Source organism: Marinobacter sp. (assembly GCF_041984545.1).
Lineage (GTDB): Bacteria > Pseudomonadota > Gammaproteobacteria > Pseudomonadales > Oleiphilaceae > Marinobacter.
In genome coordinates, this window is record NZ_JBHIXV010000030.1 from 1 (window position 1) to 23110 (window position 23110).

Genomic DNA, 23110 nt, shown 5'->3' on the forward strand with positions numbered 1-23110 from the left:
TGTTGCCTCACAAGACCGTGAGCAACAAGGACCGGATGCACCTGTATGCGCGCTCCGGTTGCAATCAGTGCCCGCTTCAGACCCAGTGCACCAAGGCCGATCGACGCTGGGTCACGCGGCACTTTGATGAGCAGGCTCTGGAAACGGCGAGCAAAGCCGCGACACCTGAGCGGATGATCCGCCGGATGGCCACCGTTGAGCCGACCTTTGCCACACTCAAACGACTGCTGAACAACGGACGATTTACCTGCTGGGGTCTGGGTTCTGCCAGTAGTGAGTACGGTCTGGGTGTTCTGAGTTATAACCTGATGCGGGCGATCAACGTGTTGGGTGTGAAGGGAATGCTGGCAAGACTGGCTTGAGCTTGCTCCCAGCGCTTTTATTGTCTGGAAATACCAACGGACTTAAAACAAAAATGCCCCGGACGGTGTCCGAGGCATTTTGTGGGCCCGCTCAGAAGCTATGTAAATCGAGTTTTCACACAGCCTCATAGTCCCGGCTTTTTTTGTCTTCCGGCCTCAGTGCGCCAGAATCTGCTTGAGAAACTTCTGGGTTCTCGCTTCCTGCGGATTGTTGAAAAACTCGTGGGGCGGCGCCTCCTCAACAATCTCACCACCGTCCATGAAGATCACCCGGTCGGCCACGGTCTTGGCAAAACCCATCTCGTGGGTTACACAGAGCATGGTCATGCCGCTGCCGGCCAGCTCGATCATGACATCCAGAACCTCCTTGATCATTTCCGGATCCAGTGCCGATGTAGGCTCATCAAAGAGCATGATCTTCGGTTTCATGCACAGGGCCCGGGCAATCGCCACCCGCTGCTGCTGACCACCAGACAGTTGACCGGGGTACTTGCGCGCCTGGTCGGGTATCTTGACCCGCTCCAGGTACTCCATGGCCGTGGCCTCGGCTTCCTTACGGGGAATCTTGCGCACCCAGATTGGCGACAGGCAGCAGTTCTCCAGCACGGTCAGGTGAGGAAACAGGTTGAAGTGCTGGAACACCATGCCCACTTCCCTGCGCACGCTGTCGATCTGGCGGACATCGTCGGTGAGTTCCACGTCATCAACAATAATCTTGCCCTGCTGGTGCTCCTCCAGACGGTTGATACAACGTATGAAGGTGGATTTGCCGGAGCCCGACGGGCCACAGATAACGATTCGCTCGCCCTGCTCCACGGTCAGATTGAGGTCCTTCAGCACGTGGAAATCCCCGTACCACTTGTGCATCCCTTCCACCCGGATAATGTCCGGCTTCTTGCCCGCCTCACCCTGGGCAGACGACTGTTTTTCTGGGGTTTGTTCTGTCATTGGGTTACCCATCAGGTTTTGTGACCGGTGTCGAGTTTGCGTTCAAGGTTCTGGCTGTAACGGGAGATCCCGAAACAGAAAATCCAGAAACAGAAGGCCACGAAGACATAGCCCTCGATCGCGACGTTCTGCCAGGCCGGATCCGTTACTGTGGACTGTACCGTGCCGAGCACGTCGAACAGGCCGATAATCAGCACCAGCGTGGTGTCCTTGAACAGCGAAATAAAGGTATTCACGATGCCCGGGATGACCATCTTCAGGGCCTGGGGCAGGATAACCAGCCCCATTTTCTTCCAGTAGCCGAGACCGAGGGCATCTGCGGCTTCGTACTGGCCCCGCGGAATGGCCTGCAGGCCACCACGGATAACCTCCGCCATGTAAGCCGACTGCCAGAGCGTGATGCCAATCAGGGCGCGCGCGAGTTTCTCGAAATTGACGCCTTCCGGAAGGAACAGCGGGAGCATCACCGAGGCCATGAACAAAACCGTGATCAGGGGCACGGCCCGCCAGACTTCGATAAATACTACGCTCAGGCCACGGATAATCGGCATCTCGGAGCGTCGTCCGAGAGCGAGCAGAATGCCGATAGGCAGCGAGGCAAGAATACCGATGTAGGCCAGGATGAGCGTCAGCATCAACCCGCCCCACTTGGTGCTCTCAACAACTTCGAGGCCGAAGGTGCCGCCCGGGATCAGGAAATAGCCAACCAGTGGCAATCCCGTCATGCCGAAAATGCCCAGCCACTTGCGCCCCGGGAACCGCTCAATGAACTGCGGCACGAAGGCAATGGCCAGCAGCGCGAACATCACGTTCACCCGCCATTGCAGCTCATCGGGGTAGAAGCCGTAGATAAAGAAGTTCAGGCGCTGGCTGATAAACAGCCAGCAGGCTCCTGCCCCGGTACAGTCGCTGGCGTCCTGGCCGGTAAAGTTGGCCTCCAGGAACACCCAGTTCACCAGGGGGCCGACACTGGTGACCAGCAGATAGCCCACCGCAATAGTTAACAGGGTGTTGTACCAGGTAGAGAACAGATGCTCCCGCATCCACTTGACCGGACTGAGAGCCTTCTTGGGTGGTTTCATGGTTGACTCAGCCATCATCGCTCCTTAATCGCCACGGCCCGGTTATAGATATTCATGAACAGGGAGATTGTCAGACTGATGGTGAGGTACACCGCCATGGTAATCGCAACCACCTCCACTGCCTGGCCCGTCTGGTTCAGGGTGGTTCCCATGAACACGGCCACCAGATCCGGGTAGCCGATGGCCGTTGCCAGCGAGGAGTTCTTGGTCAGGTTCAGGTACTGACTGGTGAGTGGCGGAATGATCACCCGCATGGCCTGGGGGATAACCACCAGGCGCAGAGTGAGACCGTTGGGCAGCCCCAGGGCCTTGGCCGCTTCGGTTTGCCCCTTGCTCACCGACAGGATGCCGGAACGCACGATCTCGGCTATGAAGCTGGCGGTGTACAGAGACAGCGCCAGCCACAACGCGGCCAACTCGGGAATGATGGTAATGCCACCACCAAAGTTGAAGCCCCGAAGTTCCGGCATTTCCCACTGCAGGGGACTGCCTGCGGCAAAATAGGCCAGCATGGGCAATACCACCAGAATGGCGACCCCCACCTTGAAGGTGGGAAAGATTTCCCCGGTCGCCAGCTGCCGCTTTTTGGCCCAGATGCGGATGCCGACTACCGCGGCAATGGCCACCAGAAGAGCAAGCCAGACCACGCCGAATCCGTCCTGAGTGAGCGGCTCCGGTACGTACAGGCCCCGGTTGTTGAGGAACACCGTGCCGCCGACATCGATACTCTGTCTTGGCGAGGGCAGCGCGCCCAGGACTGCGAAATACCAGAAGAAAATCTGGAGCAGAAGCGGAATGTTACGGATGACTTCGATGTAGACCAGTGACACCTTGGCCACCAGCCAGTTGCTCGACAGCCGGGCCACACCGATGATGAAACCGAGAATGGTGGCGGCGACGATACCGAGAGCAGATACGAGGAGCGTATTGGTCAGACCTACCCAGAAGGTCCTGCCGTAGCTCATGGTGGCATCGTAGGGTATCAGGCTCATGATGATGCCGAAGCCAGCCGTCTCATCGAGGAAGCCGAAGCCTGTGCTGATACCCCTGCTCTCCATGTTGGCAAGGGTGTTGTCGACCAGGGTCCAGCCGGCCCAGAAGACCAGTGCAATGGCAACGACCTGGAAAAACAGTGCTCGTACGCGAGGATCGTACCAGGGCTTGGCGGCCGCTGGTTTGTTTACGTTAGTTGGTTTTTTCATGGAATGTCCCGAAAAGCGTCCCTGCAAATTACCTCATCAGAGATTGCGTAGCGCGCCCCGTCGAGCGGGGCGCGCCTGCGTGCTTTCAGGTCTTAGCGAACCGGCGGCGCATACATGATGCCGCCTTCGGTCCAGAGGGCGTTGATGCCACGGTCCAGGCCGAGCGGGGTGTCCGGACCCACGTTGCGGTTGTACATTTCGCCGTAGTTGCCCACCTGCTTTACGACCTTGTAGCCGTAGTCTGCCGGGAGGCCAAGCTTGGCGCCCATGTCACCATCCGTGCCGAGCAGGCGCTGGACGTTCGGGTTTTCCGATTTCAGCATGTCATCGACGTTGGCGCTGGTCACGCCCAGCTCCTCGGCGTTGACCTGAGTGAACAGAACCCATTTGACGATGTTGAACCACTGGTCATCGCCCTGGCGCACCACCGGACCCAGCGGCTCTTTGGAAATGGTGTTGGGCAGAATGACGGCGGCGCTCGGATCCTGCAGCTTGGAGCGCAGGGCTGCCAGCTGTGAACGGTCAGAAGTCAGCACGTCGCAACGACCTGCAGAGAAACCCTGAACGGTTTGCTCGGACGTATCGAAGACGATCGGCTTGAACTCCATGCCTTTGGCACGGAAGTAGTCAGAAAGGTTGAGCTCTGTGGTGGTACCTGCCTGGATACATACGGATGCGCCATCCAGCTGCGTGGCATCGGTTACCCCAAGGTTCTTCTTGATGAGGAAGCCCTGGCCATCGTAGTAGTTTACGCCGGCAAAGTTCAGACCCAGGGACGCATCACGGGTCAGAGTCCAGGTGGTATTACGGGAGAGCATGTCGATCTCGCCGGACTGCAACGCAGTAAAGCGCTCCTTGGCAGTCAGGGGCGTAAATTCAACGGCAGAGGCGTCGCCAAAAATTGCGGCTGCGACGGCCCGGCAGGTGTCTACATCGATCCCGGTCCAATTGCCTTTATCATCTGGCTGTGAGAAACCCGGCAGGCCGGTGGTGACACCGCACTGCAGGTGACCTTTCGATTTCACATTCTCAAGCGTGGTAGCGGCCATCGAGCTGGTTGCACCCAGTGCGCCTACAGCCAGAGCAATCCCCAGGGCAATCGATTTCGTCTTTCTCATTGTCATTTCTCCGAACATCTGTTGGTTTTTGCAACATGCTGGCTCAGCAATTTGCGAGCCATTCATCGCAACCAATTGATTTGTATTGTTTTTATCCAGCACTGAGTTCGTCCAGAAAGTTCTGGCGCCCGGTGAGTCGATAATTTGCACTCATACAGTGCCAGCCTGCGCCCGCACGCTCCCAAACGAAGCGACCTCGGGGCCAGTGCCCTATAAAGGTAGATCAAAGTTCGGAAACACAACCAGCTTTTTTCGGGAATTTATTCAGGAATGGCCGTTGAAGCCGGCTCCACGTAGGTTTCGACACGCTTGAGCCATCCCGGTAGCCACCGTTCCCGCTCAATGGGCGCCTCGGCATTGTCTGCCCTGCGGGTGAGCACACGGGCCGCCGCCTCCCGGAACTGATCCAGCGCGGTATCGGCCGGATGGCCAGACATGGCCAGCAACACCTGCAAAAGGCCCCAGCCCTCACCGTTGTAGCGCTCGGACTCGGCCAACCCCTCACCCTTGAAGTTGACATAGTCGATCAGGGCATAGACACCGCCGGGCGTCTCGCTGAGAGCAGCCACGCGCGCCGTCACCACGTCCGTTTTCGACTCCGGGGCAGCGCCAATGACCCGGCTCAGGGACTCCCTGGCCCGGTGATAGATAAATTCCGTCTGAACGGCCCGGGTCTTCATCAGAAATGCACGAAGATCCTCAACGCTCGCGGAATCCGATACCTGCAGAAAAGCGTCACGGTTGGGCCAGGGCGCATCAAACGGGCGAAGTTCAGCCAGCGACTCCGGCAGTTCGACGTTGCGCCGACGCATGAAATCTACCAGGGCAGGGAAGCTCTCCACAAACCGGCCTTCAACTGCGGCCGGATACCAGATGAAATGCCCGATACCCAGGGACGGAAAGGCCTCCCCGGCGTTCCAGTGAACCAGGCACCGGGTTTGCCCGGCGCATTCGTTCCGGAATATCTGCTCACCAATCCAATCAAGCTGTCCCGGCGACAGTGCCAGTTCGACTTCAGAGGACGGAACGTCGCTCCCTGCCAAAGGTGTCACCCGCAGCAATTTGCCGTCGGGGCTGTCCGTTAACAGGTACAGGGCGCCATCGGGCCCGGTGGCGACATCCCGGATACGGGCATCGAGCTCCCCGAAAAAAGTGCCGGCGTCGTTCGCCTGCAAGCGGTTCAGTGTCACCCGGTGAACATTCCTGGCCGCGAGGGCGCCTACCAGCAGGTCGCCCTGCCATTCCGGAAACAGATGCCCCCGGTAACGGGTCATGCCCGACGGGGCGATCGACGGGGTCCACTGCAGGAGCGGCTGCTTCATGCCTTCCCGCGCCGTATACGGGGTAATCATCGCCCCGGTGTAGTCGATGCCATAGCTGATAATCGGCCATCCATAGTTCTTGCCCGGCTCGATCACATTGATTTCATCCCCACCCCGGGGGCCGTGTTCGTGAGCCAGCAAAAGGTCCTCCTGGGCGTCGTAAACCAGGCCCTGAACATTACGGTGGCCGTAGCTGTATATTTCAGGAAGAGCCCCCTCGCGGCCAACAAACGGATTATCCGCCGGCGCCGAGCCGTCCGGATTCAGCCGAATGATCTTGCCAAGGTGGCTTGACAGTTTCTGGGCCTGCTCCCGGTAATCAAACCCGTCACCGAGCGTGACGATGAGGGTGTCGTCCGGTAGCCATACCATCCGGCCACCGTAATGGGCACTGCCCTCCTTGGCAGGCCTGGCGCGAAAGATCTCCACCACTCCGGTGAGCTGGCTTTGCTGCAACTGCGCCCTGGCAACGCACAGATGGTTGGCCGCTTCGGTGCCGCAGGCATAGGCCAGGAAAATCCGACGATCGTCGACAAAGTCTGGCGAAAGCACTACATCAAACAAGCCTGCCTGGGCACTGTTGAACACCGACGGCACACCCTTGATCGGCGCCTTCACCAGTTGACCTTCCGGCGTGATCCGGCGCAGCCGCCCTGCTCTCTCGGTCACCAGGGCACCGCCATCCGGGAGAAAGGCAACGGACCAGGGGTGCTCCAGACCCGAGGCGACGGTCTCTACCTGGTAGTCTTCAACGACTTTCTGGGCTCGGGCAGTGTCGGTAAACCCCAAGGAACCCAGCACCAGGGCGCACGCCACGACTGGAGACACAGCGCCCCTACGTGGCCTTCTGGTTGCGGCCAGCCTCACAAACAGCCAACCTGCCCACGCAGCTGTGAGCAACATGGCCAACAAGCCCGTAACCGAACGGGTTGCGGCAATCAGGGTCGGCATCGGCAGCAGCGCGTTAGTAATCGCGAAAGCAGTCCACAGACCGGCCGCCCCGGCAACAGCGTGCCCCGGGCCGCGCATCCACCCTGGAAGCCGGGTAAGTAAAGGTGCGGCAAGGGCCTGGGACAACAGGAAACTGGTGCCAAACAGGGCGGCATACAACGGAGCAAAATTCAGCAGGTCATGCAATGTGGCGGTCCAGCGCGCCTCCAGACTGATGGCTACCCCGAGATTCTGCAATGCCAGCAGGTTGAACTGGGTCTGGACCACTGTTCCGATCAATGTGCCGGCCACCCATGCAATCAGGAATGCGATGATGACAGCCCCCATCCGCGAGCCCATTCTCTTTACCACTAATGCCTCCTTGTTGCCTTTCCGCAGGTACACGCCGTGTCGCCATTGGTACAGTCAGACCGCACCAAGGCCCGCGCCATCCATACAAGCATAAAAAAACCGGAGCATCACGCTCCGGTTTATTGATTATGGGGTTATGGCCTCGAGAGAACCCGTTTACTGTTCCACAAAGGCCCGCTCGATCACATAGTGCCCCATCTTGCCGCCCCGGGCCTCTTCAAAGCCCATGTCGTTCAGGATGGCGCAGGTATCCTTGAGCATGCTCGGGCTGCCACAGATCATGAAGCGGTCGTTTTCCAAATCAAAATCAGGCAGACCCAGGTCTCGGGTAATCTTGCCGGTCTCCATGGCATCGGTCAGCCGGCCCTGGTTACGGAACTCTTCCCGGGTGACGGTCGGGTAGTACACCAGCTTGCCCTTGACCATATCGCCAAAGTACTCGTTTTCCGGCAGCTCTTCGATTTCCTTCTGGTACGCCAGCTCGGAGACATAGCGAACGCCGTGGGTCAGGATCACCTTGTCAAAGGCCTCGTAAACTTCCGGATCCTTGATAATGCTCATGAAAGGCGCAAGGCCGGTGCCAGTGCTGATCAACCAGAGGTTCTTGCCGGGCAGCAGGTTATCGAGAATCAGGGTGCCGGTTGGCTTGCGGCTCACCAGGATTTCATCGCCCACCTGGATTCTCTGCAGACGCGAAGTCAGCGGGCCGTCCTGAACCTTGATCGAGAAGAACTCCAGTTCCTCCTCGTAGTTGGCACTGGCGATACTGTAGGCACGCATCAGCGGCTTGCCGTCGGTTTCCAGGCCAATCATGACAAAATGGCCGTTCTTGAAACGAAACCCGGGGTCCCGGCTCGTGGTAAAGCTGAACAGGGTGTCGTTCCAGTGATGGACGCTGGTCACTTTCTCTTTGATCAGGTTGCTCATGTAAACCTCTTGCCTGTTCGTTGCGCTGTTACGGCGACAGTTTCAATTTCAGATTGCGTCTAGTGTAACCCGGCATTAACCTATCGGGAAAATGGGATATTCTCATAACCTTATTCGAGCGAGCCGATATAGAGCGAATCGTTATGAAATACAGTTTCCGACAGCTGGAGGTGTTTCTCGCAGCGGCCCATTTCCAGAACATTACCCGGGCCGCGGATTCCCTTGCCATGTCGCAGTCAGCGGCCAGCAGCGCCCTGAAAGAGCTCGAAAACCAGTTCGACATCCAGCTGTTCGATCGGGTCGGCAAACGACTCCAGCTCAATGAACTGGGCCGTCTCTACCGGCCGAAGGTCGAAGCAGTGCTCGCCCAGGCCAACGAACTGGAGCAGGCCCTCAGTAAACACACCGAAGTGGGTGCCCTGAAGGTTGGCGCCACACTCACTATCGGAAACTATCTGGCCGTGGGTGTCATGGCCCAATACATGAATACCCCTACCCATCCACGGGTGTCGCTGGAAGTGGCGAATACCAGCACCATCGCCCGGCGGGTCAAGGATTTCGAGCTGGACATCGGGTTGATCGAGGGGGAGCTGCAATCGCCCGAGCTGGAGGTGATACCCTGGCGAGGTGATGAGCTGGTGGTTTTCTGCTCACCCACTCACCCCCTGGCCGCAAAAGGTGCACTGACCGATGAGGATCTGGTGGAGGCAACCTGGATCATGCGGGAACCGGGGTCCGGAACCCGTCAGAGCTTTGAACGGGGCATGCACGGCCTGCTTCCGGATCTGAACGTATTGCTTGAGCTGGAGCACACTGAGGCCATCAAACGCGCTGTCGAAGCCGATCTGGGTATCGGCTGCCTGTCCGAAGTGGTGCTGGCCGATGCGTTCCGACGGGGCAGCCTGGTACCGCTGTCGGTACCCGAGCACCGCCGTTTCGACCGCCAGTTCTATTTCATACTGCATAAACAGAAATACCGGAGCGCCGGGATTGACGCCTGGATCGACCTCTGCCGGAACCTAGGCTAACGGCCCGCTATGAAACCGGAACTCCGAATCCGGCGCCTCGATCAGGGCCCGCTCCAGTTCGAGGAAGCGCTGCACACGTCCAGTCACTGACTCGCCCGCCGCCTGCTCGGCGAGAGTCAGGTAGTCCCGGTAATGCCGGGCCTCCGACTTCAGCAGGCTGGTGTAAAACGCCGCGAGCGTGTCATCCAGATGTGGCGCCAGCGCCGCAAAACGTTCACAGGAGCGGGCTTCAATAATCGCACCGACCACCAGAACGTCCACCAGGCGCCCCGGATCTTCGGTGCGAACCTCCTGGCGAAGTCCCGCCGCGTAGCGCGAGGGTGTGAGGTGGCCGTATTCCACGCCCCGCTTCTTCATGATGGCCAGCACCTGCTCGAAATGCCGAAGCTCTTCCCTCGCCAACCGGGACATCTTGTTGAGCAGGTCGGTGTTATCAACGTACCGGTACATCAGACTCAGCGCAGTGGAGGCCGCCTTTTTCTCGCAATGGGCGTGGTCAATCAGCATCAGGTCCTGGTTTTCCAGGGCATTGTCGATCCACCGCCGGGGCGTTGGACAGGGCAGGAAATCGTGAATGTCTTGCAGGGCCGCGTTCATATCGTTGACTGATTCATGGAATGAAAGCCGGGGAGTATACCGCAGGTAGCAGATTGGTCCGACCACTGTCCAACTTAACTTTATAAGGGGTTTCCTATAGAATGCAGCGCCAGATCAAGGAGTCTCTGAATAAATCCTGAAACCCCATCGGTGATTTGAGGCCTTATTCAGAGGCTCCTGCGGCCTTTTCGCCACAAAACTCCCGCCGGGCTCCATGCCCACGGATGCGGGACATACCAACTGATGAGGGTCCATATCGTGTTAGAAGCCTATCGTGAACACGTTGCCGAACGTGAAGCCCTGGGTATTCCTCCCAAGCCCCTGAATGCCGAGCAGACCGCAGCTCTGGTGGAACTGCTGAAGAACCCGCCCGCCGGCGAAGAAGAAACGCTGGTATACCTGCTGGAAAACCGCATTCCGCCGGGCGTCGACGAAGCCGCTTACGTGAAGGCTGCCTTCCTGACTGCCGTTGTCAAAGGCGAGGCCTCTTCTCCGCTGATCAGCAAAGAGTACGCCGTCAAGCTGCTGGGCATGATGCAGGGTGGCTACAACATCGCGACTCTGGTCGACCTGCTGGACAACAGCGAACTGGCCGAACTGGCCGGTGAGCAGCTCAAGAAAACCCTGCTGATGTTCGATGCCTTCAACGATGTGAAGGAAAAGATGGACGCGGGCAACGACGTTGCCAAGGCAGTGGTTGAATCCTGGGCCAACGCCGAGTGGTTCACCAACAAGAAGAAAGTGCCCGAGAGCATGAAGATGGTCGTGTTCAAGGTAACGGGTGAAACCAATACCGACGACCTGTCCCCGGCTCCCGATGCCTGGTCCCGCCCGGACATTCCCCTGCACGCCCGCGCCATGTACAAGATGGAGCGTGACGGCCTGAAGCCGGAAGAGCCCGGCGTTACTGGCCCGATCAAGCAGATCGAGGAAATCCAGTCCAAGGGTCTGCCGGTCGCCTTCGTAGGCGACGTGGTTGGCACCGGTTCCTCCCGTAAGTCTGGCACCAACTCCGTGCTGTGGTACTTCGGCGAAGACATCCCGGGCGTACCCAACAAGCGTGCTGGTGGCGTGTGCATCGGCAACAAGGTAGCCCCGATCTTCTTCAACACCATGGAAGACGCCGGCGCCCTGGTATTCGAAGCCCCGGTTGACGACATGAACATGGGCGATGTGATCGAGATCCGCCCGTACGAGGGCAAGGTTCTGAACGAGGCCGGCGAAACCATCTCCGAGTTCAAGTTCAAGTCTGACGTGATCCTGGACGAAGTTCAGGCCGGCGGTCGTATTCCGCTGATCATCGGTCGTGGCCTGACCAACAAGGCCCGTCAGGCCCTGGGCATGGGTGCCACCGACATCTTCCGCCTGCCGAAGGATCCGGAAGCCGGCGACAAGGGCTTCACCCTGGCCCAGAAGATGGTTGGCAAGGCCTGTGGCCTGCCGGAAGGCAAAGGCGTTCGCCCGAACACCTACTGCGAGCCTCACATGACCACCGTGGGCTCCCAGGACACCACCGGCCCGATGACCCGTGACGAGCTGAAGGACCTGGCGTGTCTGGGCTTCCAGGCCGATCTGGTGATGCAGTCGTTCTGCCACACCGCCGCCTACCCGAAGCCGGTAGACGTGGAAATGCAGCACACCATGCCGGACTTCATCCGCACCCGTGGCGGTGTGTCCCTGCGTCCGGGCGACGGTATCATCCACTCCTGGCTGAACCGCATGCTGCTGCCGGACACCGTAGGTACCGGTGGTGACTCCCACACCCGTTTCCCGATGGGCATCTCCTTCCCGGCCGGTTCCGGCCTGGTGGCGTTCGCGGCTGCCACCGGCGTAATGCCGCTGGATATGCCGGAATCGGTTCTGGTGCGTTTCAAGGGCGAGATGCAGCCGGGTATCACCCTGCGTGACCTGGTACACGCGATCCCGCTGTACGGCATCAAGCAGGGCATGCTGACTGTTGAGAAGAAAGGCAAGATCAACGAATTCTCCGGTCGCATCCTGGAAATCGAAGGTCTGGAGCACCTGACCGTCGAGCAGGCGTTCGAGCTGTCTGACGCCTCCGCCGAGCGCTCCGCCGCCGGTTGTACCATCAACCTGTCCGAAGAGTCCGTGGCCGAATACCTGCGCTCCAACATCGTGATGCTGCGCTGGATGATTGCCGAAGGCTACGGCGACCCGCGTACCCTGGAGCGTCGCGCCCAGCAGATGGAAGAGTGGCTGGCCGATCCGAAGCTGATGCGCGCCGACAAGGACGCCGAGTACGCCCACGTGATCGAGATCGATCTGGCCGACATCAAGGAGCCGATCGTGTGCTGCCCGAACGATCCGGACGACGCCAAGTTCCTGTCCGAAGTGGCTGGCGACAAGGTGGACGAAGTGTTCATCGGTTCCTGCATGACCAACATCGGTCACTTCCGTGCCGCAGGCAAGCTGCTGGAACAGCACAAGGGCCCGCTGAGCACCCGTCTGTGGATGTCTCCGCCCACCAAGATGGACCAGCAGCAGCTGATGGAAGAAGGTTACTTCAACACTTACGGCACCGCCGGTGTGCGCACCGAGATGCCGGGCTGCTCCCTGTGCATGGGTAACCAGGCGCGAGTCGCTCCCAAGAGCACCGTGCTGTCCACCTCCACCCGTAACTTCCCGAACCGCCTGGGCGATGGTGCCAACGTGTACCTGACCTCTGCGGAACTGGCAGCCGTGGGTGCGGTTCTGGGCAAACTGCCCTCTCCTGCAGAATACATGGAGTACGCCAAGGACCTGAACAGCATGTCGAAAGAGATCTACAAGTATCTCAACTTCGACCAGATGGAGGATTACACCAAGAAGGCGTCTGAGGCCAGCGTGGCCTGAGCACCGCCCTCAAGGGTATGACTTCATGAAAACGCCAGCCTCCGGGCTGGCGTTTTTCGTTTCTGGAGGGCTACCGTTCCAGCAGGATCTTGCCCATGGCCTGTCCCGATTCCAGGTGGCGATGGGCTGCGCCAATCTCGGTAAACCGGAACCGCCGGCTGTCGATCAGCGGCCGCACCTTGCCCTGCTCCAGCAGATCCTGCATGGCCTGCAGCAGCCTTGGCTGGTCATCCATGCCAACGCCGTGCAGCAGGGATATCGAACGGAAGATTACGTGCAGGGTCAGACTCTTGGAGTGCATCTGGGTGAGATCATGGCTTGAGCGGGTATTGATGGAGCACATCCGCCCGTTGACGCCGGCGGCCTCGATGGTCCGATCCAGGTTTTGGCCACCAACTGTGTCGAACACCAGGCTGAAGCCTTTGCCGTCGGTCAGGCGCTGCCGGTAGCCTTCCACCGACTCGTCCTTGTAGAAGATGATGTCATCGGCACCCAGACGGCGGGCCTCCTCCGCCTTCGCCTCGCTAGAGACCGTGGTGGCAACCCGTGCGCCCAGGTATTTGGCAATCTGGATCGCCATATGGCCGACGCCACCGGTACCTGCGTGAATCAGGGCATGTTCGCCCGGCTGGAGCTGGGCACGATCCACCAGAGCGCTCCAGGCCGTCAGGAACACCAGCGGCACGGCGGCGCATTCGCTCAAAGGCAGGGCTATGGCAGGTGTTCGCCGGGTCAGCAGCCGTACATCGGCAACCATGTAGTCTGCCAGGGCACCCTGCCACTGGCCAACGCCGCCGGCACAACCAAATACCTCGTCGCCCTCGGCAAATCCGGTAACGCCGGGTCCTACCTTGTCGACGATGCCCGACACATCGCCATTGAGAATGGCGGGCATGGCGGGTCCGGTTTTGACAAGGCCCGAGCGGATCTTGGTTTCAAGGGGATTGACGCTCGAAGCAACGACCTTGATGCGGACCTGCCCCTCAGCCGGCTCCGGGGTCGCGACCTCACGTTCAACGAACACTTCCGGCCCCCCGAACTGTTCAATAACCATCGCTTTCACAGTGTGCACCTCATCAGTTGGCTATCAGTAGAAAATCAGTCTCACCAGTATGGCGGCCACCATGATCAGGGTAATGATCTTCACCCATCGCGCGCCCTGTTTGCTCATGTTTACCCGGGTGGCGATAAAGGCACCGGTGACGTTTCCGGCCGCCAGAGTCAGCCCCATGCCCCACCGCACCTGATCGTTAATGGCGAACACCAGCAGTGCCGCAACGGTAAAGGGCAGAACAATAGCCACCTTGAGTACGTTCACCTGGCGCAGATCGATCTTGAGCATGTGGTACAGCACCACGATGAACAGCACGCCCACGCCTACCTGGATGAACCCCCCGTACATCCCGACGAAAAACATCGCCAGATAGACCACAGGCGTCAGACGCTCCGTGGTCAGTGGTCGAGTATCCAGTGACGGCTGGGGCAGCAGCATGAATACCGAAGCGCCGATCATCGCCGTGATCAGAACCGCTTCGAACACCGCATCCGGCACGCCACTGGCAATCCAGGCCCCAAGCAGTGAGCCCAGGATGGCGGGCACGGCCAGATACAGGCTGACCATCAGGTTGCCATGGCCCATGCGGTAGAAACTGCCGACTGCGGTAATGCTCTGCAGAGTGATGGCGACCCGGTTGGTGCCGTTGGCTACCTGGGGAGGCAACCCCAGGAACATCAGCAACGGCAGGGTCAACATGGAACCGCCGGCAGAGAGAACATTGATAAAGCCGGCGACGCCACCGAGCGCCAGGAGTGCCAGAACCTCATAGAGAGTCAACGTCATGGAAGGATTCCGTTATTCAGCCGCCAGCGCAGAGGGGCGGCGCCCCTGGCGACTGCTCCAGATGAAGGCGACGACAAACAGGGCCAGGCCAGCCAGGTCCAGAAGAAGCTGACCATGGGGCCAGAGCATGAGCAGCCCCACTGGGAACATGAGCAGCCGAACGACCGGATGCAGCGGATGTTCCAGATACCCCTCAAGGCCGGCAACGATGGCGTAAATGCCGAACAGGGCAAAACAGAAGACGGTCAGCATCTGCTCGAAATCGCCGGTGATCAGCGGTGAATAGGCGAACAGCAGCGGAACAATGTACAGCCCCTTGGCGAGCTTCCAGGCCGTGAAGCCTGTGCGCATCTGCGGCGTACCGGCAATGGCGGCAGCCGCAAACGCGGTCAGGCAGACCGGCGGGGTAACGTTGGAGTCCTGCGACAGCCAGAAAATGATCATATGCGCCGCCACCAGCGCCATCGACAGAGTGGCTGGCGAGAGCGCCTGCTCCAGCAGCTGGGTACTGAAGGTGTCGGGCACCAGTGCCAGGAGCTGGGTTGCGGTCGCCCGGTCCATGGGCGCTCCGAGCAACTCCATCTTGTCCGGCGCCACCAGCATGAAAATGGACCTGGCCTGCTCCGGCAAATTGCCGCTCATGATCAGATCGAGCAATTGGCTCTGGGCAATCAGCTGGTAGATGGCCGGTGCCGAGAGAGTTGCCAGCACAATGTAGGCCGCAGTAACCGGCAAACCCATCCCGAGAATGAGCGATGCCAGCGCCACCAGCACGATGGTCACCAGCAGGCTGCCACCCGCCCAGTCGGTGATCATGATCGAAAAGGTATTGCCGATGCCGGTGGTCGAAACCACCATCACGATCAGGCCCACGGTAATGAGCAGGATGGCGGTGGTGGTGATATTCCGGGCCCCCATCATCAGCGCTTCGAGTATGTCCTTCACGCCCATGGGCTTGCTCGAAAGCCAGGACGCCACTATCACCGACAGGATGGCGATGCCGGCCGCATAGGTAGGCGTGAAACCGTACACCAGGGCACCCACAAGAACAAAAAGCGGTAACAGGAAGTGCCATCCATCTTTCAATACGGTCATCAATGAGGGCGAATTGTCATCCTCGAGTTTGACCGCGTGGCTGCGCTTGGCTTCGATTCGCACGAACATCGCCACCGAAAGGAAATAAAGCAGGGCCGGCAGGGCGGCGACCGAAATAATCGTGAGGTAGGACACCTGGGTGTACGAAGCCATGATGAACGCGCCGGCACCCATGACCGGAGGCATCAACTGCCCCCCGGTAGACGCTGCCGCCTCGATGCCAGCGGCGAAGCGCGCCGGGAAACCAGCCTTGCGCATCAGTGGAATGGTAATCACGCCAGTAGATACCGTGTTGGCGACACTGGAACCGGACACGGACCCCATCAGGCCCGAGGAAAATACCGCCACAAATCCCGGGCCGCCGGTGAATCGCCCCGCGGCGCAGCGGGCCAGTTCAATGATGAAGTCCCCTGCCCCTGACTTCACCAGAAACGCCCCGAACAGGATGAACATGAATACGTAGGTCCAGGATATACGGGCAATGGACCCCAGCATGCCCTGACCACCGAGGTAAGAGCGGAAAAGCACCGTCTCCCAGGTCAGCCCCGGGAAGTTGAAAATGCCATCCACGTATTGCCCCCACCAGGCCACGTAGGACAGCGCCGCAATGCAAAGCACCGGAATGAACCAGCCAACGGTCCGTCGTGCGAACTCCAGGATCAGCAGGACAGACGCAATTGAAACCACCCAGTCGGCAGTGTTGAAGTTAACGCCGCGCTGGTAGAGCGCACTCTCAAACAGGATCAGATAGGCGGCGCATCCCAGAGCCGCGAGCCCCAGAACAACATCCACCCCGAGAACAAGCCGCTGCCCGCCGGGCGAGCGCATCCGGAACATGGGGGTTGTGAGGGCGCAGATAAGCCCGAACAGCCCGAAATGAAGCGCGGAGGTCCACAGCTCCGACAGGGTGGAGACTGTATTGAAGTAGAGATGAATTAACGAGGTGGCAACGGCGACCACAAAGATCACCGGCCCGAGAAGCCGGTGATTAATCCGTTCCGTGGCGCCATTGGCACTCTCGTCGCGGATCCCCTTGATTCCGTCAGGAGATCCACTGTCTGGTGAGTTGACCACGCCTATTCCGCAATCAGTCGCTCAGGAATGGTCAGACCCTGCTCACGATAAAAGCGGGCTGCGCCCGGGTGCAGGGGCATGGGAAGACCCGCAATGGCCTTCTCAAGTGCCATGGCCTTGGTGGCCGGGTGAATATTGTTCAGGAAGGGAAGATTGGCATAGATCGTCTTGGTGATCTGATACACATCTTCCTCCGGAACGTCCGCGCGCACTGCGAGGATATTCGGCTGGGCAATGGTGTTGATGTCGGCTTCCTGATTCGGATACGTGCCTGCAGGAATTGTGTACGGCGTCCAGAGCTCAAAATCGCTGTTTACCTGGGCCAGTTGCTCGGAGGTGAAGTTCAGGGTGGTAATTTCCCCTCCCAGATTGGCGTAGGCCCTGGTCACAGCCGATGCCGGAACACCTGCGGGAATATTCATGCCGTCAATGTTGCCATTCTGCATGGCATCGGCGCTGGGACCATAGCCCAGGTATGCAATATCCACCTGCTCCAGATCAACGCCCAGTTTACCCAGGATGAAGCGGCCAGAGCCCTCGGTTCCAGAGTTGCGGGCACCAATGGAGAAACTCTCGCCATACAGGTTGGTCATATCGGAAATCGTGCCGCTTTCCACCATGTTGTTGCGAACCACGAAATGCTCAACGTTCTGCCAGAGCATCGAAACCGAACGCAGATTCTTGTAGGCCTTGGGTACCGGACCGGTACCGTTCCAGGCGTAGGCGCCGTACAGGCCCTGGAGAATGCCAAACTGGATCTGCCCTTCGTCCATCAGCTTCAGGTTTTCACCGGAACCCGCCGAACTGATGGCCGACACAGAAATGTTGGTCTGTGGCTCGAGCTTCACCTTTACCAACGTGGAGATGGCAACGCCCACGGGATAGTAGGTACCGCCCGTTGTTGCCGTGCCCATCACATAATTGCCTTCGGCGTGCACCGCCGAAGAGAACGAGACGAGGGTTGCCGTCAGCGCCCCCAAGGTTGATTTCACAAACCAATTGGTTTTCATAACTCTTTGTCCTCTCGCCGTTATTTTTTTTGTAGCCCAGAGCTAACGGCAATAAATGTAGCGTCTGGTTCAGACCGCTACCAGCAAAAATCTCTCTATTGCGACCATTGGCTATACCCAGGGTACTCGCAACCGACCTTCGTAAACGAGAAAACCCCCGCCTTGAGAGCGGGGGTTTTCAATGACACCGATGGCGTCTACAGGTGTCCGGTGTCCGAGCCCGACACCGGACAACCGCTTGGTTACCGGCTGATCGCCTGGTATTCGCCAGCGTCCTCAGTAGCCAGACTGACCACCATGATGGCAATCCAGGCGGCAATAAAGCCCGGAATGATCTCGTATACACCGGGACCACCCATAAACTCGCCGTTCCAGCCGAGGGAGATCCAGATCATGACAGTCACTGCACCCACCACAAGGCCGGCTACCGCGCCGGCACCGTTGGTGCGCGGCCACATCAGGGACAGGATGATCAGCGGGCCGAAGGCGGCGCCAAAGCCTGCCCAGGCGTTACTGACCAGCGCCAGGACCTGGGAATCCGGATCGGACGCGATCACCGCAGCCACAAGACCAACCAGCAACACGCAGACCCGACCAACCGTCACACACTCGCGATCCGTGGCTTCCTTACGCAGGAACAGGCGGTAGAAGTCCTCAGTCAGGGACGACGACGACACCAGCAACTGGCTGGAAATGGTACTCATCACTGCCGCCAGCAATGCCGCATAGAGGAAGCCGGTAATCAGCGGATGGAACAGCAGATCGGACAGAATGATGAAGATGGTTTCCGGATCGGCGATGTCCATGCCGTTGCGCACCGCGTAGGCCCGACCGAAAATACCCAGCGAAATCGCACCGACCAGAGAGATCAGCATCCAGCTCATACCGATGTTCCTGGCCACCGGCACGTCCTTCAGGGTACGGATGGCCATGAAGCGGACAATAATGTGCGGCTGACCGAAATAGCCAAGGCCCCAGGTGACTGCCGACAGCCAGCCAATAAACGTGAGCCCCTCCGTCCATGACAGCAGCGTTGGGTCCACTTCATTAAGAGTCTGGGATGCCTGGGCGAATCCACCGCCGCCCTCGCCAAACAGCACAACCGCCGGCATGATCACCAGCGCCAGCATCATGATGCAGCCTTGCACGAAGTCGGTCATGCTCACCGCAAGGAAGCCACCGACGACGGTATACGCCAGAACCACACCCAGGGTGATGATGATACCGGCCGCGTAGTCACTCAGACCGCCAAAATTGAAAATGCCGGCAAACGCGCTTTCAAACAGCTTGCCACCAGCAACCAGCCCAGAGGCGGTGTAGACCGCAAAGAACACGACAATCACGATGGCAGACACCGTTCGCAGCGACAGTGCCTTGGTCGGAAAACGGTTGGCAAGAAACGACGGTATGGTAATGGCATTGCCGTAGTGCACCGTCTGCTCCCGCAGACGCGGCGCCACCAGCACCCAGTTGAAAAAGGCACCCACCAGCAGGCCGATACCAATCCACGCGGATCCCAGACCAGACACGAACAACGCACCGGGAAGACCCAGCAACAACCAGCCACTCATGTCGGAAGCACCGGCAGACAAGGCTGCCACCTTCGGACTCAGGGCCCGACCACCGAGCATGTAATCCTCGGATGACGACGTCGATCGACGCATCGCAAAAATGCCGATGGCGATCATGAGCGCAAAATACGCAAAGAGACTTATCCAAACACCAATAGCCATAGAGCTCCTCCGGTTTAATGAGTCGGATTGCGATCCGCTCGCCAAGCACAGTGCTGGCCGGGAAGCCAACAGGCTGCACTGTTCTTCTTGTTTACCTGATTTCCGTCCAATCTGGAGCGGGAGATCCAAGCGCTATACGTTAGTACCACCTTCTTTTTCGGGCTTACGAAATCCTACGATTCTTTTACACAATCCTACGGGACTGGCGTTCCACACCCGCCTCAAGCGGCTCGCTTGCCCGCCTGAAGCCTTGAGGGCGTGGTTCCCTTGTATTTGCGCAACGCATTGGTCAGGGCACTCTGGGACGAAAACCCGGTTCGGTAACTGATTTCGGAAACGGTCAAAGAGGTGGTAGCAAGAAGTTGGGCGGCCTGGTCCAGCCTCGTGTGCAGAAGAAACTGGTGAGGCGTGATGCCTGCCGCTTCCCGGAACACTTCGTGGAACCTGCTGACACTGAGACACGCCTCACCCGCCATGTCTTCAACCGTAATCTTCCGATGCAGGTTGTTCAGGATAAAGGACCGGATAGCCTCAGGGCTGACGCCATGACGATTGGAAGACAGGGCCTGGCCGCCGGCGATTCTGTCGGCCATGCAGTAGAGGACGCTGGCAGCCAGATGCTGCTGGAGCGTGGTGTTTTCGGGGGCGCGGTTGAATTCACTGGCAGTGAACTGAACCAGGCTCTGAAGGCGACTGTCCATGTGCAGGGTGCGGGGCTTCTCGAACACCCGCATCATGCGTTCATAGTCTGCATGGGCCGGCGTATTGATGGCAGGTGCCAGGGGGTCGAGGTTGATAACAAGAACGTGGTTACCGGCATTGCCGCAGTAGTCGTGGCGTGCCTCGGTGGGTACAAAGATGGCCTGCCAGGTATCCAGCAACGCGCCGGTGCCATCGACGCTCAGTTCAGCTTCTCCCCGAACCCCGACGACAATCTGGTGATGCTCATGCCGGTGCCGATGGGCAGCAATGGGAAGTTTCAGGAGCTTTGCGTTAACCATGTAACTGCCGGCTGTTAACTGAGAATGTACATCAATTAAAGCAGAACATTAAAAAAAGTGCACGGAAGTGGGCAAAATCGGCCGGGAAATCCTCAAATTCCGGCAATACGGGAGAAAAACCCGGAAACGTCAGACGACACCTGCTCGAGTGGACGGTTTGCGTCGATTACCTGATACCGGTCGGGCGCGTCGGCGGCTCGCTGGCGATAGGTATCCCGTATCCGCTGGAAAAACGCGAGATCCTCCTGCTCGAACCGGTCCAGCTCGCCACGGTTCCGGGCTCGGGCCATGCCGGTTTCCACCGGTGCATCCAGGAGAATGACATGATCCGGACGTACGCTGCCCTGCACCAGTGTTTCAAGCAGCGCGATGCGCTCCGAAGACACGCCGCGACCGCCTCCCTGGTAGGCGAAAGTGGCATCGGTAAACCGGTCGCAGAGTACCCACTGCCCCCTGTCCAGGGCCGGCAGGATCCGGGTATGCAAGTGCTGGGCTCGGGCGGCAAACATCAGCAGAAGCTCAGTGGTCTCATGAACCGCTTCGTCTCTGGGCGCCAGCAGCAGCTCACGAATAGCCTCCGCCATCGGCGTACCACCCGGCTCCCGGGTGACGAGCACGTCCACGCCAGCGCTGCGAAGCGTACTGGCAGCGTTGGCCAGCTGGGTGGACTTGCCAACGCCCTCGGTACCTTCAAAGGTAATGAACAGTCCTCGCTGATTCACCCCGCGCCCCCTTTGTCCTTCTCCTCGGAAGCCGCTTCCTCGGGCGCCGGGGACGAGCGATAGTCGTCACGCCGATTGAGCTGGAACTCGCGCACCGCTTTCTGATGCTCGGCCAACGTGCGCGAGAATTTGTGGGTGCCATCACCACGCGCCACGAAATAGAGCGCATCTCCGTCGTCGGGGTGAAGAGCAGCGTGTATGGCTTCCCGGCCCGGCAGGGCGATGGGTGTAGGCGGCAACCCGTCGATCCGGTAGGTGTTGTAGGGGGTGTAGGTGCGCAGATCCCGTCGTCCGATCCGGCCCTGGTAGCTGTCTCCCATGCCATAGATCACTGTCGGATCGGTCTGCAGGCGCATGCCCTTCTGAAGGCGACGGACGAACACGCCCGCAACCTGCTCACGCTCGTGCGGGGCTCCTGTCTCACGTTCTACGATTGACGCCATTATCAGCGCTTCGTAGGGTGAGTCATAGGGCAGCCCCTCTTCCCGTGCCGCCCACTCCTCGGCCAGAACCTGCTCCATGCGATTGAAAGCCCGCTTGAGCAGCTCGAGGTCCGACCCGCTGCTCGTGTACGCGTAGGTATCAGGGAAGAACCGACCCTCAGGATGCTCACCCTCGGCACCGACCGCCGACATGATCTGCTCATCCGTCCAGTCAGTGGTCACTTTGTTCAGTCGGTCGGCGCGGGCAAGGGCCTGACGCATGTCACGGAAGGTCCAGCCCTCGATAAACTGCACGTACCAGTGCTTGGTATCGCCCGAGACCATGATCTTCACCATCTCTCTGGGGCTCATGCCATCGAGAAACTCATAGTCTCCGGCCTTGATCACCGACTGCTGCGGGTAAAGACGACCGAATACCCTGAGCCAAAGTCGGTCCGGCACCAGGCCTTCGGCTTCCAGCCGGCCAGCAACCTCACTGAAAGTGGCGCCCTGGGGAACGTTAAACAGCACGGGTTCTTCCAGCGCTACCGGGCGTTCGAGGCTCTGGAGCCCCTGCCACACCCAAAGACCGGTTCCGGCCGCGGCCAGCACCGCGACACTGACGCAGGCAAGCAGTAACTTCTTGATCAAACGATTATTCCAGTATTTCGAGAGGATTGAAGATTGTCGCAAGTCCGCTGTCCACAGGCAAATCGTGTCCAGCAATTGTGCGAACCGGAACCACTCCGAGCACACTGTTGAGAAGGAAAAGGCCCTGGCATTCCCGTCCCAACACATCGTCCGTGGTGACCGGCCGCTCCACCACCGATTCACCCCGGTACCGCAGCCGCTCGAGCAACCACTGCCGGAGGACGCCGGCAACCGCCAGGCTGGCCGTTGGCGGCGTCACCCAGGTGTCGTTATGGCGAAGCAGGATATTGGTACGGGTTCCCTCCACCAGGTGACCGTCCCGGTCTGACATGATCACCTCAAACAATGGTTCGGTGATATCTGCCGCCGCCATCACCTGCTCAAGACGCCCCAGGGATTTGATGCCAGCAAGTAGCGGGTTGACGGTCAGGGGAATGCGTGAAAAGTCGACAACTACGCCCTCAGGCCCCGGGGTTGGCGGCAGCGGAGACGACTGCACCATCAGGTTGGGCTGCATGGCAGAGTCGGGGCGGTAACCCCGACCGCCACTGCCCCGCGTGAGCACCAGTTTGAGCACCCAGCCTCCCCGATACCGGGCATGGAGGCGCTCAACAGCCTCCGAACAGACCCTTGCCAGATCACGGTGGGCCACCGAAATGCCCAGACGGCGGGCGTCCCGGACCATCCGCTCAAGGTGACGGGACAACAGCACCCCCTGCTGTCCCTCCATCCGGATGGTTTCGAACAGGCCGTCGCCGTAGGCTGCTCCCCGGTCATCGGCCGGCAGGCCACTCTCATCGGCCCAGATAAGGCGGAACACG

General features: G+C 59.4%; 19 protein-coding genes. 3 read left to right on the forward strand and 16 right to left on the reverse strand.

From position 1 onward, the window contains the following. Positions 1-362 (forward strand): transposase (locus ACFC20_RS13545; protein WP_375193483.1); only part of this gene is annotated, 362 nt, incomplete at its 5' end. 156 nt (positions 363-518) lie between these two features. Here the strand turns inward: ACFC20_RS13545 and ACFC20_RS13550 are convergent. The 6 genes from ACFC20_RS13550 to ACFC20_RS13575 all read right to left on the reverse strand — a co-directional run bounded on the left by ACFC20_RS13550 (position 519) and on the right by ACFC20_RS13575 (position 8263). Continuing rightward, positions 519-1229, reverse strand: a complete 711-nt coding sequence (locus ACFC20_RS13550) for an amino acid ABC transporter ATP-binding protein (RefSeq protein WP_375193517.1) — start codon at positions 1227-1229, stop codon at positions 519-521. Between the two features lie 92 nt (positions 1230-1321). After that, entirely contained in the window at positions 1322-2407 is a 1086-nt protein-coding gene (locus ACFC20_RS13555; RefSeq protein ID WP_375193484.1) for an amino acid ABC transporter permease, read from the reverse strand. Further along, positions 2407-3594 carry an amino acid ABC transporter permease gene (locus tag ACFC20_RS13560; RefSeq protein WP_375193485.1) on the reverse strand — a complete coding sequence of 396 codons (1188 nt, stop codon included), beginning with the start codon at positions 3592-3594 and terminating at the stop codon, positions 2407-2409. The genes ACFC20_RS13555 and ACFC20_RS13560 overlap by 1 nt, the downstream gene beginning before the upstream one ends. A gap of 92 nt (positions 3595-3686) precedes the next feature. Beyond that, positions 3687-4718 (reverse strand): amino acid ABC transporter substrate-binding protein, encoded by a 1032-nt coding sequence (locus ACFC20_RS13565; protein ID WP_375193486.1) that lies wholly within the window; start codon positions 4716-4718, stop codon positions 3687-3689. A 254-nt stretch (positions 4719-4972) separates the two neighbouring features. Next, positions 4973-7336, reverse strand: coding sequence for a PQQ-dependent sugar dehydrogenase (locus tag ACFC20_RS13570; protein ID WP_375193487.1), 2364 nt, complete (start codon positions 7334-7336; stop codon positions 4973-4975). A gap of 156 nt (positions 7337-7492) precedes the next feature. Continuing rightward, a complete protein-coding gene (locus tag ACFC20_RS13575; protein WP_375193488.1) occupies positions 7493-8263 on the reverse strand; it encodes a ferredoxin--NADP reductase in 771 nt (256 codons plus the stop codon). Between the two features lie 143 nt (positions 8264-8406). Between ACFC20_RS13575 and ACFC20_RS13580 the strand changes: the two genes are divergently transcribed. After that, positions 8407-9291 carry a LysR substrate-binding domain-containing protein gene (locus ACFC20_RS13580; protein ID WP_375193489.1) on the forward strand — a complete coding sequence of 295 codons (885 nt, stop codon included), beginning with the start codon at positions 8407-8409 and terminating at the stop codon, positions 9289-9291. On the opposite strand, the gene ACFC20_RS13585 is transcribed toward ACFC20_RS13580, so the two are convergent. Further along, positions 9283-9888: a tRNA-(ms[2]io[6]A)-hydroxylase gene (locus ACFC20_RS13585; RefSeq protein WP_375193490.1), complete on the reverse strand. Its 606-nt coding sequence runs from the start codon at positions 9886-9888 to the stop codon at positions 9283-9285. The genes ACFC20_RS13580 and ACFC20_RS13585 overlap by 9 nt on opposite strands. Before the next feature lie 258 nt (positions 9889-10146). Between ACFC20_RS13585 and ACFC20_RS13590 the strand changes: the two genes are divergently transcribed. Next, on the forward strand, positions 10147-12741 hold the full coding sequence (locus ACFC20_RS13590; RefSeq protein WP_375193518.1) for a bifunctional aconitate hydratase 2/2-methylisocitrate dehydratase: 2595 nt from the start codon (positions 10147-10149) through the stop codon (positions 12739-12741). A gap of 70 nt (positions 12742-12811) precedes the next feature. Here the strand turns inward: ACFC20_RS13590 and ACFC20_RS13595 are convergent, their stop codons facing one another. The 9 genes from ACFC20_RS13595 to pabC all read right to left on the reverse strand — a co-directional run bounded on the left by ACFC20_RS13595 (position 12812) and on the right by pabC (position 23109). After that, on the reverse strand, positions 12812-13795 hold the full coding sequence (locus ACFC20_RS13595) for a zinc-dependent alcohol dehydrogenase family protein (RefSeq protein ID WP_375193519.1): 984 nt from the start codon (positions 13793-13795) through the stop codon (positions 12812-12814). A gap of 33 nt (positions 13796-13828) precedes the next feature. Beyond that, positions 13829-14581, reverse strand: coding sequence for a sulfite exporter TauE/SafE family protein (locus ACFC20_RS13600; protein WP_228143545.1), 753 nt, complete (start codon positions 14579-14581; stop codon positions 13829-13831). 12 nt (positions 14582-14593) lie between these two features. After that, a complete protein-coding gene (locus tag ACFC20_RS13605) occupies positions 14594-16750 on the reverse strand; it encodes a TRAP transporter permease (RefSeq protein ID WP_375193491.1) in 2157 nt (718 codons plus the stop codon). Positions 16751-16752: 2 nt separating this feature from the next. Beyond that, complete coding sequence (locus ACFC20_RS13610; protein ID WP_375193492.1) at positions 16753-17760, reverse strand: TAXI family TRAP transporter solute-binding subunit; 1008 nt, start codon at positions 17758-17760, stop codon at positions 16753-16755. A 242-nt stretch (positions 17761-18002) separates the two neighbouring features. Then, on the reverse strand, positions 18003-19493 hold the full coding sequence (gene putP, locus ACFC20_RS13615) for a sodium/proline symporter PutP (RefSeq protein ID WP_375193493.1): 1491 nt from the start codon (positions 19491-19493) through the stop codon (positions 18003-18005). 221 nt (positions 19494-19714) lie between these two features. Further along, positions 19715-20494 carry an AraC family transcriptional regulator gene (locus ACFC20_RS13620; RefSeq protein ID WP_375193494.1) on the reverse strand — a complete coding sequence of 260 codons (780 nt, stop codon included), beginning with the start codon at positions 20492-20494 and terminating at the stop codon, positions 19715-19717. Between the two features lie 92 nt (positions 20495-20586). Further along, positions 20587-21216 (reverse strand): dTMP kinase, encoded by a 630-nt coding sequence (tmk, locus tag ACFC20_RS13625; RefSeq protein WP_091986179.1) that lies wholly within the window; start codon positions 21214-21216, stop codon positions 20587-20589. Further along, the gene (mltG, locus tag ACFC20_RS13630; RefSeq protein WP_375183507.1) at positions 21213-22289 is read right to left on the reverse strand and encodes an endolytic transglycosylase MltG; all 1077 of its coding nucleotides are present in this window, start codon (positions 22287-22289) and stop codon (positions 21213-21215) included. The genes tmk and mltG overlap by 4 nt, the downstream gene beginning before the upstream one ends. 4 nt (positions 22290-22293) lie before the next feature. Further along, positions 22294-23109 carry an aminodeoxychorismate lyase gene (pabC, locus tag ACFC20_RS13635; protein WP_375183508.1) on the reverse strand — a complete coding sequence of 272 codons (816 nt, stop codon included), beginning with the start codon at positions 23107-23109 and terminating at the stop codon, positions 22294-22296. Position 23110: the final 1 nt, after the last annotated feature.